Consider the following 16630-nt stretch of genomic DNA (forward strand, 5'->3'; position numbering starts at 1 on the left):
CGAAATATGGATTCGTTCCATAGGGTAGTGGCGCAATTGGTAGCGCAGCGGTCTCCAAAACCGCAGGTTGCAGGTTCGAGTCCTGTCTGCCCTGCGCAAGCTGTTCCGGGTTTTGCTCGGAACAAGCGCAGCAACCATGACTCTGATCAGAGTCGGGTCAACGACGTTTGCATAGATGAGTGAGGATCAGGTGACCGAAACAGCTGCGAGCAGCTCGAAGGGCCGCCCTGCCAAGAAGTCCGATTCCGGCCTCTTCGCTCGAATTGCGCTTTTTGTTCGCCAGGTAATTGGCGAGCTCAAGAAGGTAGTTGCCCCCACCCGTAAGGAACTGGTCAACTACACAGTCGTGGTGCTGGTGTTCGTGGCCATCATGATGCTGGTCGTCACCATCCTGGACCTGGCTTTCGGTACGGGAATCAAATGGGTTTTCGGCGCTACCGGCACCACGAACCACTAAGCGGATCGCTCCGCAAACCGCGCGGAATCCCCGGAAAATCAAGGGATTTCGTAGGGTTTGCGGAATTGAGCCATTTAAATAGGCATGTTAGGCAATGAGGAAGCAGGAGACCAAGTGTCTGAGCAGGAGCTCGAGGTAACTGAGACTGAGCTGGATGGGCCCGCTGAAAGCACGGCCCACGCCACGGCTGACGCCGTGGAAGGATCCGAGGTCGATTCTGCTGCGCCCGAAACTGCCGACGTCGACGACGCCGATGAGTCCGACGCCGAGGTGTCCGACGACGACGAGTCTGACGACGCCGAGTCCGGCGCCGACGCCTTGGCCGCCGCTGCAGCCGTAGCGCCCGCCGACCCCGCTGAGGAGTTCAAGGCCAAGCTTCGCCGCCAGGAGGGTGACTGGTACGTCATCCACTCCTACGCCGGTTACGAAAACCGCGTCAAGGCCAACCTTGAGACCCGCATCCAGACCCTGGACATGGAAGATTACATCTTCGAGATCCAGGTGCCCATGGAGGAAGTCGTTGAGATCAAGAACGCCCAGCGCAAGATCATCAACCGCGTACGCATCCCGGGTTACGTCCTCGTCCGTATGGACCTGACCGACGCATCCTGGGGCGCCGTCCGCCACACTCCGGGTGTCACTGGCTTCGTGGGCAACGCACACAACCCGGTCCCGCTTCGCCTTGACGAGGTCTTCTCCATGCTGGCTCCAGTCTTCGAAGAGCAGCAGGCCGAAAAGGGCAAGCCGGTCAACAAGCAGCACCAGACGCCCGTCGACATCGACTTCGAGGTCGGAGAGTCCGTCATCGTCAAGGAAGGTCCGTTCGAGACCCTTCCCGCCACGATCTCCGAGATCAAGATGGATTCCCAGACGCTTGTGGTGCTGGTGTCGATCTTCGAACGCGAAACCCCGGTTACGCTCGCATTCAACCAGGTCACCAAGATCTAGTTGATCCAAGAATTTCGCCCCGTGGTTGCCCGCTTAGCAACCACGGAGCGGTCGGTCGCCTTGCCATGGCGGCCACAAACCTGAGGCACGCTCCTGTGTCCTAGGAAGTTATTGAGAGAAGGACCTACATTGGCTCCCAAGAAGAAGGTCACCGGCCTCATCAAGCTGCAGATCCAGGCAGGTGCCGCCAACCCGGCCCCGCCGATCGGTCCTGCGCTTGGCCAGCACGGTGTCAACATCATGGAATTCTGCAAGGCGTACAACGCTGCAACGGAAGCCCAGCGCGGAAACGTTATCCCGGTTGAAATCACGGTCTACGAAGACCGCTCTTTCACCTTCATCACCAAGACCCCGCCGGCTGCAGAGCTCATCAAGAAGGCTGCAGGCGTTGCAAAGGGTTCGGCCACGCCGCACACCGTCAAGGTTGCCAAGCTGACCCAGGCACAGGTTAACGAGATCGCCACCACCAAGATGGAAGACCTCAACGCCACCAGCCTTGAGGGCGCTGCCAAGATCATCGCCGGCACCGCACGCTCCATGGGTATCACCGTCGAGGGTTAATTCCCCTCACCGCTTCATGGCGTCTGTTTTGGGAAACTGACGACGCCGGGTAGCACCGCCGGGAAACCGGCACCACTGAAATATTGAAAATGTTGGAGATCCACGCCGGATTTCCAACTGTGGCAGGGCCCAGCGCGGTCCGCAGACCACAACTGCACAAGGAGAATAAGCAGCATGGCAAAGCGCAGCAAAGCATATGAGGCAGCCGTAGCCAAGATCGAGGCAGACAAGTTCTACGCCCCGTTCGAGGCCATCAAGCTCGCCAAGGACACCAACCCGTCCAAGTTCGACGCCACCGTTGAGGTTGCTTTCCGTTTGGGCGTTGACCCGCGTAAGGCCGACCAGATGGTGCGCGGCACCGTCAACCTGCCGCACGGCACGGGTAAGACTGCCCGCGTCCTGGTTTTCGCAACGGGCGACAAGGCCGAAGCAGCAATCGCTGCAGGCGCCGACTTCGTTGGTTCCGATGACCTGATCGAAAAGATCGCCGCCGGCTGGACCGACTTCGACGCCGCAGTGGCAACCCCGGACCTCATGGGCAAGGTTGGCCGTCTCGGTAAAGTCCTCGGCCCGCGTAACCTCATGCCGAACCCGAAGACCGGTACCGTGACCGCAGACGTCACCAAGGCTGTCAACGACATCAAGGGTGGCAAGATCGACTTCCGCGTCGACAAGCACTCGAACCTGCACTTCATCATCGGCAAGGTTTCCTTCGATGAACTGAAGCTGGCCGAGAACTACGCAGCCGCTCTGGAAGAGGTGCTTCGCCTGAAGCCGTCCGCTTCCAAGGGCCGGTACATCCAGAAGGCTACGGTCGCCACCACGTTCGGCCCGGGCATCTCCGTTGACCCGAACGTCACCAAGGTTCTCACCGAGGCGTAAGCCACCGGGAGCATCGACTCTGAAAGGACCGTCCGGCATTCGCCGGGCGGTCCTTTCGTTGTACGCAAACCGGCACCTATCGCGCGTAGCGACCGCTGATTAGGCTAAGGGCATGACAGACCGGCTTCCGGATTTCAGCATCCATGAGCTCCACCTGCCGGAGTCCCTGGACGGGCCGGACGCCAAGGAATTCCGGGAGCTTTCTTCCGTAATGGATGCCATGGTGCTGGAAACCTGGGGAAACCTGGACCGGGCATCATCGGCGCAGGCCCGGCTCGCCGGATGGCGGGATTCCCCATACGAGGCCTCAAGGAACTTCTTCGCCCGGGTTCACGGAAGCATCGTCGGCTACGCTTCCTGCCAGGTTCCGCTCAAGGACAACGTCCACACCGCTTGGCTCCATGTAGATGTTCTGGAGGGGCACCGCCGGTATGGAATCGGAACCGCACTGCTCCGCACCGTAGAAGAGGTTGCCAGGGCACAGGGGAGGCACGTCCTGCAGGCGCACACCGAACACCCGATCGGTTCCGCAGGGGCCGAAGGAGTACCCGGGGGAGTGCCCGAAGACAGTCCGGGCGTGGCCTTCTGCCTCAAGAATGGATTCACCTTGGAACAGGCCAGCAGATTCAGCAGCCTGGACATGGACCACAGCGGGGAATGGTCAAGGCTGGAGCTTGCGGCCCATTCCAAGGCCGACGCCGCCTACGAGGTCCTTGCCTGGACGAACCGGTGCCCCGCAGAACACGTGGACCACATGGCCGTGCTGATGGGCCGGATGAGCACGGATACCCCGGCGGGCGGTCTTGAGATCGAGGCAGAGGCCTGGGACGCTGCGCGCGTCAGGCAACTCGAGGACACAACGCTTGCCGAGGGCCAGACTGCCCTTGTGGCAGCTGCGCAACATCAGCGGACAGGGGAGCTCGTCGCGTACACCGTGATCTACCTTGATCCAGCGAAGCCCTGGGTGGCCGAGCAGGACGATACTTTGGTGGCAAAGCCGCACCGGGGCCATGGACTGGGAATGCTCGTGAAACTGGCCAATCTGCGCAGACTTCAAGCGGAATATCCAGCCGTCCAGCGCGTCATGACTTTTAACGCCGAGGAAAACGAACATATGCTGTCCATCAACGTACAGCTCGGCTTCAAACCGGCGGGATACGACGGCGAATGGCAAAAGAGGATCAAATGACGAGCACCGTGGAGATCGGCCAACTCTGGATCCCGGATTCCCTTGACGCCGACGACGCAAAGGATTTTCTGGCGGCCGTCGAAGTCAGCCGCAGGGTCCGCATGCAGATCTGGGGCACGGACGATCTCGCCTACACTCCGTTGGAGAAACTGCTCGAACTCGGCGACCCTTACGAACGCCAGGTCATTCTCGTAGCCCGCGTCGACGGCCGTATTGTCGGTACCGTGGACATCGCGCTGCCCCTTGCCGACAACATGGACCTGGCCGAGTTCACCCTCGACATCCTTCCTGAATTCCAGCGCAGGGGCGTCGGCCGGCAGCTTCTGGAAGCTGCCGAACATTTCGCGAAAAGCGAGGGCCGGACGATGATCATGGTGGACACCAACCATCCTGCCGAGTCCTTGCGCGGTGGTGCCGAGGGCCAGCTCGTACCTGGCAGCGGCCTGGGCTTCGTTCCCTTGGCCAGCCGCGAGGTCGACTTTGCCCGTCGTACCGGTTACACCCTCCAGCACATCGAACAGTTCAGTTCCTGTGCGCTCCCGCTGGATTCAAAACTCGTCGCTGAGCTTGAGGCCGAGGCCGAAGCCGCGAACGCCGGCCGCTATCGGGTCCACCACTGGACCGATCGCTGCCCGCAACAGTGGCTCGAAGCAGTGGCCGCGCTGGAGAACGCGGCCGGAGAAGTGGTGTCCGAGAGCAGTGAGACCGCGGAGGCCGAGCAGCAGCAGTTAGTGTTCGACGCCGGTGTGTTGCGCCAGGCGGAAGACGCCGCCGTCGCGCAGGGGCGCCGAACGGTGGTCACCGCCGTCGAGCACGTCGCCAGCGGGCGGATCGTTGGGCTCACCACGATCGGCGTCCTGGCGCAACGCCAGGACGTCGTCTTCCAGGACGACACGATCGTCCTGCAGGAACACCGGGGAAACAAGCTCGGGCTCCTCATCAAGGTCGCCAACATGCAGCGCCTTAGCGAACAGTTCCCCGATGCCCGGGTGATCTACACCTGGAATGCCCCCGAAAACCGGTACCTGCTGACGGTGAACAAGCAATTGGGATTCACGACGGCCGGGGTCACGGGGCTTTGGCAGAAAGAACTGCCGAGCATGGGCCCGAGAGTCACCTCCTCCGAGTGAGGCCGCGCGATTTGGCGATGCACTTGCCAGTCCCGTAAGCTTGAACTACCAAAGACCGTCGGTTGATGGGAATCCACTCCTCCGGGCGCAGCTCAACTCTGCAGCAACGCGCGGAAGAACCAAGTGGATTCCTTGACGAAGGACCCTGACAAAGGGCGGCCGGCGCAGGTGAACGAAGCAAATCTCCGCGATCATTCGATCGTGTTGAGCCAAGCCCCGTGCATCTGCGCGGGGCGTTTTTTAGTTGCAGCTCTTTTGAGCGGGGACCCGGAAAACCGGCTTTATTCCCCGGAAGGAGGGTTATGGCAACGCCTAGCAAGATCTCTGCAGTAGCTGAGATCACCAACGATTTCAAGGAATCGAACGCCGCTGTCCTGACCGAATACCGCGGGCTCTCTGTTGCACAGCTCAAGCAGCTGCGTGTTTCTCTCGGCCTGGACACCAAGTTCTCGGTCGTTAAGAACACCCTGACCGCCATTGCAGCCAAGGAAGCTGGTGTCGAAGCATTCGACGGTCAGCTCGCCGGCCCCACTGCAATTGCATTCATCAAGGGTGACGCGGTTGCTGCCGCCAAGAGCCTGACGGACTTTGCCAAGGTCAACAAGCAGCTGGTCATCAAGACCGGCTACTTCGAAGGCAAGGCACTGAACGCAGCAGAGGTTGCCGCACTGGCAGCCCTCGAGTCCCGTGAGCTGCAGCTCGCCAAGGTTGCAGGCATCCTCAAGGCACCTGCTGCCGCGGCTGCACGCATCATTGACGCTCTGCGCCTCAAGCTTGAAGAAGAGGGCGGCGCTGTAGCACCGGCCGCTGAAGAAGCACCGGCTGCCGAAGAGGCTCCCGCCGAGGCTGCTGCAGAAGAGGCTGCCGCTCCGGCTGAAGCCGCTGAAGCAGCAACCGAAGAGAACTAAGTTCTCCCCATTCAAACTGCGGTGCAGTAACGGACCACGTCCGTGGCAGCACCACCTAAAGGAAGGACGCCAAACATGGCGAAGCTCAGCAACGAAGAGCTCATTGAAGCTTTCAAGGAACTGACCATCATCGAGCTCTCCGAGTTCGTCAAGCTCTTCGAAGAGACCTTCGAAGTCACTGCTGCTGCTGTTGCAGTTGCAGGCCCGGCTGGCGCCGGCGCTGGCGAAGAAGTTGAAGAGAAGACCGAATTTGATGTCATCCTCGAAGCTGCCGGTGAAAAGAAGATCGCAGTGATCAAGGAAGTTCGCGCCATCACCTCCCTCGGCCTCAAGGAAGCCAAGGACCTGGTTGACGGTGCACCGAAGGCTGTTCTCGAAGGCGCCACCAAGGAAGCCGCTGAGAAGGCCAAGGACCAGCTCGAAGCTGCAGGCGCCACGGTTACTGTCAAGTAACTCGCCTTTTCAGAAAGCCCCGTCCGGATTCGTCCGGGCGGGGCTTTCCTGCGTTTAAGGGCAACGCGGGGTCACTTACGGCCCATTGGGTGCTGCTGGATGGGCCGTAAGTGACCCCGCGTTGCTCAGATGGGGTCGCTGATGTCGGCCACGACGGCCTGCAGCGCGGCTGCCAGCTCATCGGCCTTCACGAAAGCGCTGAATCCGTGTTCGCCCGCCCCCATGGAGATCCTCCGTCCGGCGATGCTGGCATCGGCATATACCGGCCAGGGCTTGGAACTTCCGAGCGGCGTGATGGTACCGCGCTCATAGCCGGTTGCCTCGAAGGCGATGTCTGCGGACGGCATGGACAGCTTGTTGACGCCCAGGAGGGCGCGCAGCTTGGGCCAGGAGATCTGCCGGTCACCCGGAACCAGCGCAAACAGGAACGTGCCATCCCGGCGCTTGACCACAAGGGACTTCACGATGTCCGCCGGTCTGATCCCCATGATGCGGGCCGCTTCGTCAAGGCTGCTTGCCGCTGTCCGCTCCACGAGTTGGACGTCGAGTCCGCGGGCGGCCGCGTCGGCCAGGAATCGCTCAGTGCCCCGCATTCATGCCCCTTTTCCAGTCATGGCCGCTCCCGCTGCCGAATACCCCGAATATCTAGTCGCGGTAGAGAAGCAGTGCTTCGCCTTGGCCGCCGCCACCACAAAGGGCGACGGCCGCTTTGCCCTTCCCGCGGCGCTTCAGCTCGTGGGCCGCATGGAGGGCAAGCCGCGCTCCTGAGGCGCCGATCGGGTGTCCAATCGCAATTGCTCCGCCATGGACATTGCACTTCTCCAAGGGATAGTCCAGGTCCTTCAAGGACTGCACCGCAACCGAGCCGAAGGCTTCATTGATCTCGATGAAGTCCAGATCGGCCGTTGTCCACCCCGCGCGGCCCAGCGCGTGCCGTATCGCGTTGGAAGGCTGCGAATGCAGGCTGTTGTCGGGTCCGGCTACTTGGCCGGGTTTGCCGACGACGGCGAGGTAGTCAAGGCCGTTCTCCTCGGCAAAGCGCCGGCTCGTGAGGACGAGTGCGGAGGCGCCGTCGGACAGGGGAGAGGAGTTGCCCGCGGTGATGGTTCCGTCGGTGGCAAAGGCGCCCTTCAAGGGGGCCAGGGTCTCCAGGGTCGTCTGGGGGCGGACGCCTTCGTCGCTCGTCAGCACCAAGGGTTCTCCCTTGCGCTGCTTGACGCTGATGGGTGTGATCTCGCCGTCGAACACGCCTTGCGCGGCGGCCGCGGCGGCCCGCTGGTGCGAAGCGGCGGCCACTTCATCCTGGGACCGTCGGTCGATCCCAAGCGAAAGGTTCTTGATCTCGGTGGACAGGCCCATTGACTGGCCATCAAACGCGTCGGTGAGGCCGTCGTGGGCCGCGACGTCGAGGGCCTGGATCGCTCCGTAGCTCCACCCTTGCCTCGAACCGGGCAACAGGTGGGGAGCGCGGCTCATCGATTCCTGGCCGCCGGCAACCACGACGGCGGCGTCCCCGCTGCGGATCATTCGCGCGGCATCGATCACGGCAGTCAGCCCGGAGAGGCAGACCTTGTTGATGGTGACGGCCGGGATGTTCCAGCCGATTCCGGCGGCGATGGCGCTTTGCCGGGCCGGATTCTGGCCGGCGCCCGCCTGCAGGACCTGTCCCATGATCACCGCGTCCACTTTGTCCGCGGTGAGTCCGCTCGCGGCGATGGCGCCCGAAATGGCGTGAGCGCCGAGCTCGACGGCGGTGAGCCCGGCCAGTTGCCCGTTCAACCGTCCCTGTGGGGTGCGGCTGGCGGAAAGGATGACAACGTCGTTGTTGTTGTCCGTCATGTCTGAGGGGGTGCTCATTTTCTCTCTTCCGATCAAGGGTGGTGAGCCTAGGTTACCGTGGCGTACATCACCACTCCATTCAACAATGGAGCCTGGATCTACATTCCGTCGACGGCAGTATCGGGCAGGGCCGCATAGGTGCCTGCAGCAACTGTGCTTGCATTCGGGCGGGATGTGGGGTAGACAGGTGGGTTGATTTGCCGTATTGTGGATATTTGCGTCTTCCCTGTTAACCTTCAGCCTTCATATAGCGGTGGGCTTTACCTCTCAGCTGCGCCATCGACGTGCCGTTAAGAACGCGCATGGTCTTGGCCAGCGGGGGTCCCGGGTCATATAGCGGAACCGGAAAGGTACACTGCGGATTCAATCTGCAGGGTGCAAGCGGGGGAGATCTGAAAACGCCTGAAGGTCTGTGGAAGGATCCCTCTTGGTCGCCTCGAGCACCTCTAATAACGAAACCGCTAATACGGCAAGCACCGATGGTGCAACTCGCCGGCTCTCATTCGCAAAGATTCACGAACCGCTGGACGTTCCGAATCTGCTCGCACTGCAGACGGACAGCTTTGACTGGCTGGTCGGAAACGAACGCTGGCAGTCGCGGGTAGCGAAGGCCGTCGAGGAAGGCGACCTGAGCGTCGCCACCACCTCGGGACTTGCTGACATCTTCGAAGAGATCTCCCCCATCGAGGACTTCCAGGGCACTATGTCCCTGAGCTTCTCCGAGCCGGAGTTCGCTGATCCGAAGTACACCATGGCCGAATGCAAAGACCGTGACGCCACTTACTCGGCACCGCTGTATGTCAAGGCCGAGTTCATGAACAACAACACGGGTGAAATCAAGCAGCAGACCGTGTTCATGGGCGATTTCCCTCTCATGACCGAGAAGGGAACGTTCGTTGTCAACGGCACCGAGCGTGTCGTCGTCTCCCAGCTGGTCCGTTCGCCGGGCGCCTACTTTGAGCGCACCGCTGACAAGACCAGTGACAAGGACATCTTCACTGCAAAGATCATCCCGTCCCGCGGTGCATGGTTCGAGCTCGAAATCGACAAGCGCGACCAGGTCGGCGTACGCCTCGACCGCAAGCGCAAGCAGTCGGTCACCGTTCTGCTGAAGGCCCTCGGTTGGACCGAAGGCCAGATCCTCGAAGAGTTCGGCCAGTACGACTCGATGCGCGCAACGCTGGAGAAGGACGCCACCGAAACCCGCGAAGACGCCCTGCTGGACATCTACCGCAAGCTGCGTCCGGGCGAGCCGCCCACCGTCGAGGCTGCCCAGTCCCTGCTGGACAACCTGTACTTCAACGCCAAGCGCTACGATCTGGCCAAGGTCGGCCGTTACAAGATCAACCGCAAGCTCGGCATCGACCGCTCCCTTGGCGACAAGGAAGCTTCGGTCCTGCACGTTGAAGACATCGTGGCCATGATCAAGTTCCTCGTCGCGCTTCACGCCGGCGAGAAGACCCTCATGGGCAAGCGCGATGGCGAAGACCACGAGCTCCGCGTCGAGATCGATGACATCGACCACTTCGGCAACCGTCGCATCCGCGCCGTCGGCGAACTGATCGAAAACCAGGTCCGCACCGGCCTGTCCCGCATGGAGCGCGTCGTCCGCGAACGTATGACCACGCAGGACGTCGAAGCGATCACGCCGCAGACCCTGATCAACATCCGCCCTGTTGTGGCAGCTATCAAGGAGTTCTTCGGAACGTCCCAGCTGTCGCAGTTCATGGACCAGAACAACCCGTTGTCGGGTCTGACCCACAAGCGCCGCCTGTCGGCCCTTGGCCCGGGTGGTCTGTCCCGTGACCGCGCAGGCATGGAAGTTCGAGACGTGCACCCGTCCCACTACGGACGTATGTGCCCCATCGAAACTCCTGAAGGCCCGAACATCGGTCTGATCGGTTCGTTGGCTTCCTACGGCCGTATCAACCCGTTCGGTTTCATCGAGACTCCGTACCGACTGGTGTCCGAGGGTGTCGTTTCCGATGAGGTCCAGTACCTCACCGCCGACGACGAAGCAGAAGTCCTGATTGCACAGGCCAACGCACCGCTCGACGCCGACAAGAAGTTCGCGGAAGAAACCGTGCTTGTCCGTGCCCGTGGTGGTGGAGGCGAGCCCGTCCTGGTTCCGGCCGGCGAAGTTCAGTTCATGGACGTTTCCCCGCGCCAGATGGTGTCCGTGGCTACCGCCCTGATTCCGTTCCTTGAGCATGACGATGCAAACCGCGCACTCATGGGTGCCAACATGCAGCGCCAGGCTGTGCCGCTGGTCCGTTCCGAGGCCCCGTTCGTGGGTACCGGCATGGAGCGCGCTGCCGCCGTCGACGCCGGTGACGTTGTCATCGCGAAGAAGGCCGGTGTCGTCAACGAAGTTTCCGCTGACCTCGTCACCATGCTTAACGACGACGGCACGGAAACCAGCTACCGCATCAACAAGTTCGCCCGTTCCAACCAAGGCAACTGCTACAACCACCGTGTCCTGGTCAACGAAGGCCAGCGCCTCGAAGTCGGCGGCATCATCGCTGACGGCCCGGCAACGGACCAAGGTGAACTCGCCCTCGGTAAGAACCTCCTCGTGGCATTCATGTCCTGGGAAGGCCACAACTTCGAGGACGCCATCATCCTGTCGCAGCGCATCGTCGCTGAGGATGTTCTTTCCTCCATCCACATCGAGGAGCACGAGATCGATGCCCGCGACACCAAGCTTGGTGCCGAGGAAATCACCCGTGACATCCCCAACGTGTCCGAGGAAGTCCTCGCAGGACTGGACGAGCGCGGCATCATCCACATCGGTGCCGAGGTTGAAGCCGGCGACATCCTGGTCGGAAAGGTCACCCCGAAGGGTGAAACCGAACTGACTCCGGAAGAGCGCCTCCTCCGTGCGATCTTCGGCGAGAAGTCCCGCGAAGTGCGTGACACCTCCCTGAAGGTTCCCCACGGTGAGTCCGGCACGGTCATCGGCGTGCGCGTCTTCGACCGCGACAACGACGACGAGCTGCCCCCGGGCGTCAACCAGCTGGTCCGCGTCTACGTTGCTGCCAAGCGCAAGATCACCGACGGCGACAAGCTCGCCGGCCGCCACGGTAACAAGGGCGTCATCTCCAAGATCCTCCCGATCGAAGACATGCCGTTCCTTGCCGACGGTACGCCGGTGGACATCGTCCTGAACCCGCTGGGTGTTCCGGGCCGCATGAACGTCGGCCAGGTGCTCGAAACGCACCTCGGTTGGGTTGCGAAGACCGGTTGGAAGATCGAAGGCGAGCCGGAGTGGGTCAAGAACCTCCCGAACCTGCCTCGTGAATCCGGCCAGACCACTGTCGCCACCCCGGTGTTCGACGGTGCACGCGAAGAGGAAATCACAGGTCTGCTGGATTCCACCAACGTGACCCGCGACGGCGACCGCCTGATCGACTCCTCCGGCAAGACCCGTCTGTTCGACGGCCGCTCCGGCGAGCCGTTCCCGGACCCGATCTCCGTGGGCTACATGTACATCCTGAAGCTCCACCACCTGGTGGACGACAAGATCCACGCGCGCTCCACTGGCCCGTACTCCATGATCACGCAGCAGCCGCTGGGTGGTAAGGCACAGTTCGGTGGCCAGCGCTTCGGTGAAATGGAAGTGTGGGCGCTCGAAGCATACGGCGCTGCCTACACCCTCCAGGAACTGCTGACGATCAAGTCGGACGATATCCACGGCCGCGTGAAGGTCTACGAAGCCATCGTCAAGGGCGAGAACATCCCCGAGCCTGGCGTTCCGGAATCCTTCAAGGTCTTGATCAAGGAAATGCAGTCGCTGTGCCTGAACGTGGAAGTTCTTTCCACGGACGGTACGACGATCGAAATGCGTGACTCTGATGACGCAGTCTTTACGGCTGCGGAAGAACTGGGCATTGATCTGTCTCGCGCAGAGCCCAGCTCCGTAGAAGAGGTCTAACAGCCGCTCTGGCTGGCGGTGCAGACCGCCAGCCAAGGCAGCTGCCTCTTTCCGTAAACCCAAGACTTCAGAATTTAGAGAACAAGAGAGAACAGGGACCATATGTCCAGCGAATCCTCCTTCGGCCTCATGCAGATCGGCCTCGCCACCGCGGAAGACATCCGCGGCTGGTCTTACGGTGAGGTCAAGAAGCCGGAAACCATCAACTACCGCACGCTCAAGCCCGAGAAGGACGGCCTCTTCTGCGAGAAGATCTTCGGCCCGTCCCGGGACTGGGAATGCTACTGCGGCAAGTACAAGCGCGTGCGCTTCAAGGGCATCATCTGCGAGCGTTGTGGCGTTGAAGTCACTCGCGCCAAGGTGCGCCGCGAGCGCATGGGCCACATCGAGCTGGCCGCTCCCGTCACGCACATCTGGTACTTCAAGGGTGTTCCCTCCCGCTTGGGCTACCTCCTTGACCTGGCGCCGAAGGACCTTGAAAAGGTCATCTACTTCGCTGCCTACATGATCACGAGCGTCGACACCGAGAGCCGTCACGCGGAACTGCCGAACCTTCAGGTGGAGCACGACCTCGAGAAGAAGCAGCTCGTCGACAACCGCGACAGTGACATCGCCACGATCGCCCGCGACCTTGAGGACGAGCTTGCCCGCCTCGAAGGTGAAGGCGCCAAGGCTGCGGACAAGAAGAAGGCCCGCGACTCCGCGGACCGTCAGATGGCCAACGTCCGCAAGCGCGCGGATGCTGAGATCGAGCGCCTCGAGCAGGTCTGGGACCGCTTCAAGAACCTCAAGGTCGCCGACCTTGAAGGTGACGAAGGCCTGTACCGCGAACTGCGCGACCGCTACGGCATGTACTTCGAAGGCTCCATGGGTGCCGAAGCCATCAAGAAGCGTCTTGAGAACTTCGACATGCAGGCAGAGTCGGAGTCCCTCCGCGACACCATCCAGAACGGCAAGGGCCAGCGCAAGACCCGAGCCCTCAAGCGACTGAAGGTTGTCAACGCATTCCTGACCACCAACAACAGCCCGCTTGGCATGGTTCTTGACGCTGTCCCGGTGATCCCGCCGGAACTGCGCCCGATGGTCCAGCTGGACGGTGGCCGCTTCGCGACCTCCGACCTCAACGACCTCTACCGCCGTGTGATCAACCGCAACAACCGACTCAAGCGACTGCTTGACCTCGGCGCTCCGGAGATCATCGTCAACAACGAGAAGCGCATGCTTCAGGAAGCTGTTGACAGCCTCTTCGACAACGGACGTCGCGGCCGTCCCGTCACGGGTCCGGGCAACCGTCCGCTGAAGTCCCTGAGCGACATGCTCAAGGGCAAGCAGGGTCGTTTCCGCCAGAACCTGCTCGGCAAGCGCGTCGACTACTCCGGCCGTTCGGTCATTGTCGTCGGCCCGCAGCTGAAGCTGCACCAGTGTGGTCTGCCCAAGCAGATGGCCCTGGAGCTCTTCAAGCCGTTCGTGATGAAGCGGCTGGTTGACCTCAACCACGCGCAGAACATCAAGTCGGCAAAGCGCATGGTCGAGCGTTACCGCCCGCAGGTCTGGGACGTGCTGGAAGAGATCATCACCGAACACCCGGTGCTGCTCAACCGTGCACCTACCCTGCACCGCCTCGGCATCCAGGCATTCGAGCCGCAGCTTGTTGAAGGCAAGGCCATCCAGCTTCACCCGCTGGTTTGTGGCGCCTTCAACGCCGACTTCGACGGCGACCAGATGGCAGTCCACCTGCCGCTGAGCCCCGAAGCGCAGGCTGAAGCCCGCATCCTGATGCTGTCCTCCAACAACATCTTGAAGCCGTCTGATGGCCGTCCGGTGACCCTGCCTTCGCAGGACATGATCATCGGTCTGTACCACCTGACCACCAAGCGCGTTGGTTCCGCCGGCGAAGGCCGGATCTTCTCCTCGGTTGCGGAAGCCATCATGGCCTACGATGCCCGCGAGCTGCACCTGAACTCCCAGGTCAAGATCCGCCTTGAGGGCTTTGTCCCTTACGCCGGCTGGGAAGCTCCGGAAGGTTGGGAGCCGGGTCAGGTCGCACTGGTCCAGACCTCCCTCGGCCAGGTTCTCTTCAACGAGACCCTGCCGGAGGACTACCCGTGGGTTGAGGCTGTTGCCGACAAGGGCGAGCTTTCCCGGATCGTCAACGACCTCGCAGAGCGCTACCCGAAGGTTGTCACGGCTGCAACGCTGGACAACCTGAAGGACTCCGGTTTCTACTGGGCAACCCGCTCGGGCGTCACCGTGGCAATCTCCGACATCGAGGTGCCTACCTCCAAGCCGGCCATCCTGGCCCGTTACGAGACCATGGCTGCCAAGATCCAGGGCCAGTACGACAAGGGCCTGATCGACGACGACGAGCGTCGCCAGGAACTGATCGAAATCTGGAACAAGGCCACCAACGAAATCGCCCAGGCGATGCGTGACAGCCTGTCCCCGATGAACACCATCAACCGCATGGTGTCCTCCGGTGCACGTGGTAACTGGATGCAGGTCCGCCAGATCGCGGGTATCCGTGGTCTTGTGGCCAACCCGAAGGGTGAGATCATCCCGCGTCCGATCAAGTCCTCGTACCGTGAGGGCCTGTCGGTGCTGGAATACTTCATCGCCACGCACGGTGCCCGTAAGGGTCTGGCCGACACCGCGCTGCGTACCGCCAACTCGGGTTACCTGACCCGTCGTCTGGTGGACGTTTCGCAGGACGTCATCGTCCGTGAAGAGGACTGTGGCACCGAGCGTGGTCTCATGACCGCAATCGCCGTGCCGGACTCCAACGGTGAGCTGGTCCTTGACGAGAACGTCGAGAACAGCGCCTACGCACGTACCCTCGCCGTCGACGTCGTCGACTCCAAGGGTGCGGTGCTGGCAGCTGCCGGCACCGACTGCGGCGACGTCGTCATTGCCGAGCTGCTCGCAGCCGGCATCACCGAGGTCAAGGTCCGTTCCGTGCTCACGTGTGAGTCCAAGGTCGGCACCTGTGCACTCTGCTACGGCCGTTCGCTGGCTACAGGCAAGACCGTGGACATCGGAGAGGCCGTCGGCATCATCGCCGCACAGTCCATCGGTGAACCCGGTACCCAGCTGACCATGCGTACGTTCCACACCGGTGGTGCTGTTTCCGCCAGCGGTGGCGACGACATCACCCAGGGTCTGCCCCGTATCCAGGAGCTCTTCGAAGCCCGTACTCCGAAGGGTGTTGCACCGATTGCTGAAGCAGCCGGCCGCATCGCCATCGAAGAGTCCGAGCGCCAGATGCGCCTCATCATCACCCCGGACGATGGTTCCGAGGAGATCGCCTACCCGGTGCTGCGCCGTTCCCGCCTCCTCATCGAGGATGGCGAGCACGTCAGCGTCGGCCAGAAGCTGATCAACGGTCCTGTGGACCCGAAGCAGGTTCTGCGCATCATGGGTCCGCGTGCCGCCCAGAAGTTCCTGGTGGACGAGGTCCAGGGCGTTTACCGCAGCCAGGGCATCGGCATCCACGACAAGCACGTGGAAGTCATCGTCCGTCAGATGCTGCGTCGCGTGACCGTCATCGAATCCGGCGACTCCGATCTGCTTCCGGGCGAGCTCGCTGAGCGCAGCCGCTTCGAAGACGAGAACCGTCGCGTGGTGTCCGAAGGCCGTACCCCGGCTTCCGGTCGTCCGGAACTGATGGGTATCACCAAGGCATCTCTGGCAACCGAGTCCTGGCTGTCGGCCGCTTCCTTCCAGGAGACCACCCGCGTTCTGACGCAGGCGGCCATGGAAGGCAAGAGCGACCCGCTGCTTGGCCTCAAGGAGAACGTCATCATCGGTAAGCTCATCCCGGCCGGTACGGGCCTGCCCCGTTATACCGAGGTCACCGTGGAGCCGACTGAAGAAGCAAAGGCAAGCCTGTTCACAGGCCCCAGCGCCTTCACCGACTTCTCGTATGACGCCCTGGGCGGCGACGGAGCTCCCGAGTTCCACGCCATCCCGCTGGATGACTACGATCTCGGCAACGACTTCCGCTAACGGGCGCGGCGGGCCCTTTCGTGTCGCGTTCCGCGCCACGTAGGGACCCTGCCGCCCTGCCCTTAGTCTTCTAGTCAAGGTAAGGACCCCGTACTCAGTGAGTACGGGGTCCTTCCCGTTAAGTGCCCGACGACGGCGGGCGGCACCCGCCGTCGTGGTTCACCCCTTTACACCCGATTAAGGCCTCAGATCAAGCCATGCTAGAATTTTGGTAATTGTTCTGTGTGGCAGTGGATGAAGGCCGCCGCAGCATCATTTCGGTTTTGTTCTCATGATGTTGGGTGGAGCCTGTTTCCGGGTTGCGGGCTACGTGCGCAACGAATGCCG

The 16630-nt window shown here is 61.9% G+C and carries 12 protein-coding genes and 1 tRNA gene; 11 read left to right on the forward strand and 2 right to left on the reverse strand.

Annotated elements, in window-relative coordinates; translation table 11 throughout:
• Positions 1-21 precede the first annotated feature (21 nt).
• From ACSVHC_RS16270 to rplL, 9 genes are all read left to right on the forward strand, one after another.
• A tRNA-Trp gene (locus tag ACSVHC_RS16270) sits at positions 22-94 on the forward strand.
• Between the two features lie 81 nt (positions 95-175).
• Entirely contained in the window at positions 176-457 is a 282-nt protein-coding gene (gene secE / locus ACSVHC_RS16275; protein WP_059387348.1) for a preprotein translocase subunit SecE, read from the forward strand.
• Positions 458-571: 114 nt separating this feature from the next.
• Complete coding sequence (gene nusG / locus ACSVHC_RS16280; protein WP_437771064.1) at positions 572-1405, forward strand: transcription termination/antitermination protein NusG; 834 nt, start codon at positions 572-574, stop codon at positions 1403-1405.
• Between the two features lie 129 nt (positions 1406-1534).
• Positions 1535-1966 (forward strand): 50S ribosomal protein L11, encoded by a 432-nt coding sequence (gene rplK, locus ACSVHC_RS16285; RefSeq protein WP_018773647.1) that lies wholly within the window; start codon positions 1535-1537, stop codon positions 1964-1966.
• Between the two features lie 174 nt (positions 1967-2140).
• Positions 2141-2848, forward strand: coding sequence for a 50S ribosomal protein L1 (gene rplA, locus ACSVHC_RS16290; protein WP_234749040.1), 708 nt, complete (start codon positions 2141-2143; stop codon positions 2846-2848).
• 112 nt (positions 2849-2960) lie between these two features.
• Positions 2961-4037 (forward strand): GNAT family N-acetyltransferase, encoded by a 1077-nt coding sequence (locus tag ACSVHC_RS16295; protein WP_437771063.1) that lies wholly within the window; start codon positions 2961-2963, stop codon positions 4035-4037.
• Entirely contained in the window at positions 4016-5167 is a 1152-nt protein-coding gene (locus ACSVHC_RS16300) for a GNAT family N-acetyltransferase (RefSeq protein WP_437771062.1), read from the forward strand. The genes ACSVHC_RS16295 and ACSVHC_RS16300 overlap by 22 nt, the downstream gene beginning before the upstream one ends.
• Positions 5168-5469: 302 nt before the next feature.
• A complete protein-coding gene (rplJ, locus tag ACSVHC_RS16305) occupies positions 5470-6075 on the forward strand; it encodes a 50S ribosomal protein L10 (protein ID WP_234749043.1) in 606 nt (201 codons plus the stop codon).
• Between the two features lie 75 nt (positions 6076-6150).
• Positions 6151-6528 (forward strand): 50S ribosomal protein L7/L12, encoded by a 378-nt coding sequence (gene rplL, locus ACSVHC_RS16310; protein ID WP_234749044.1) that lies wholly within the window; start codon positions 6151-6153, stop codon positions 6526-6528.
• Positions 6529-6653: 125 nt separating this feature from the next.
• Here rplL and ACSVHC_RS16315 read toward each other — a convergent pair whose 3' ends face one another.
• On the reverse strand, positions 6654-7121 hold the full coding sequence (locus tag ACSVHC_RS16315) for an aminoacyl-tRNA deacylase (protein WP_437771061.1): 468 nt from the start codon (positions 7119-7121) through the stop codon (positions 6654-6656).
• Positions 7122-7173: 52 nt separating this feature from the next.
• Positions 7174-8385: an acetyl-CoA C-acetyltransferase gene (locus ACSVHC_RS16320; RefSeq protein WP_437771060.1), complete on the reverse strand. Its 1212-nt coding sequence runs from the start codon at positions 8383-8385 to the stop codon at positions 7174-7176.
• 409 nt (positions 8386-8794) lie between these two features.
• On the opposite strand from ACSVHC_RS16320, the gene rpoB reads away from it, so the two are divergent.
• Together rpoB and ACSVHC_RS16330 are read left to right on the forward strand one after the other, a co-directional pair.
• On the forward strand, positions 8795-12301 hold the full coding sequence (gene rpoB, locus ACSVHC_RS16325) for a DNA-directed RNA polymerase subunit beta (RefSeq protein ID WP_078108119.1): 3507 nt from the start codon (positions 8795-8797) through the stop codon (positions 12299-12301).
• A gap of 102 nt (positions 12302-12403) precedes the next feature.
• Entirely contained in the window at positions 12404-16303 is a 3900-nt protein-coding gene (locus ACSVHC_RS16330) for a DNA-directed RNA polymerase subunit beta' (protein ID WP_437771059.1), read from the forward strand.
• Positions 16304-16630: the final 327 nt, after the last annotated feature.

Origin of the sequence: Arthrobacter sp. KNU-44, assembly GCF_051843155.1 — a bacterium.
Taxonomy (GTDB): Bacteria; Actinomycetota; Actinomycetes; order Actinomycetales; family Micrococcaceae; genus Arthrobacter.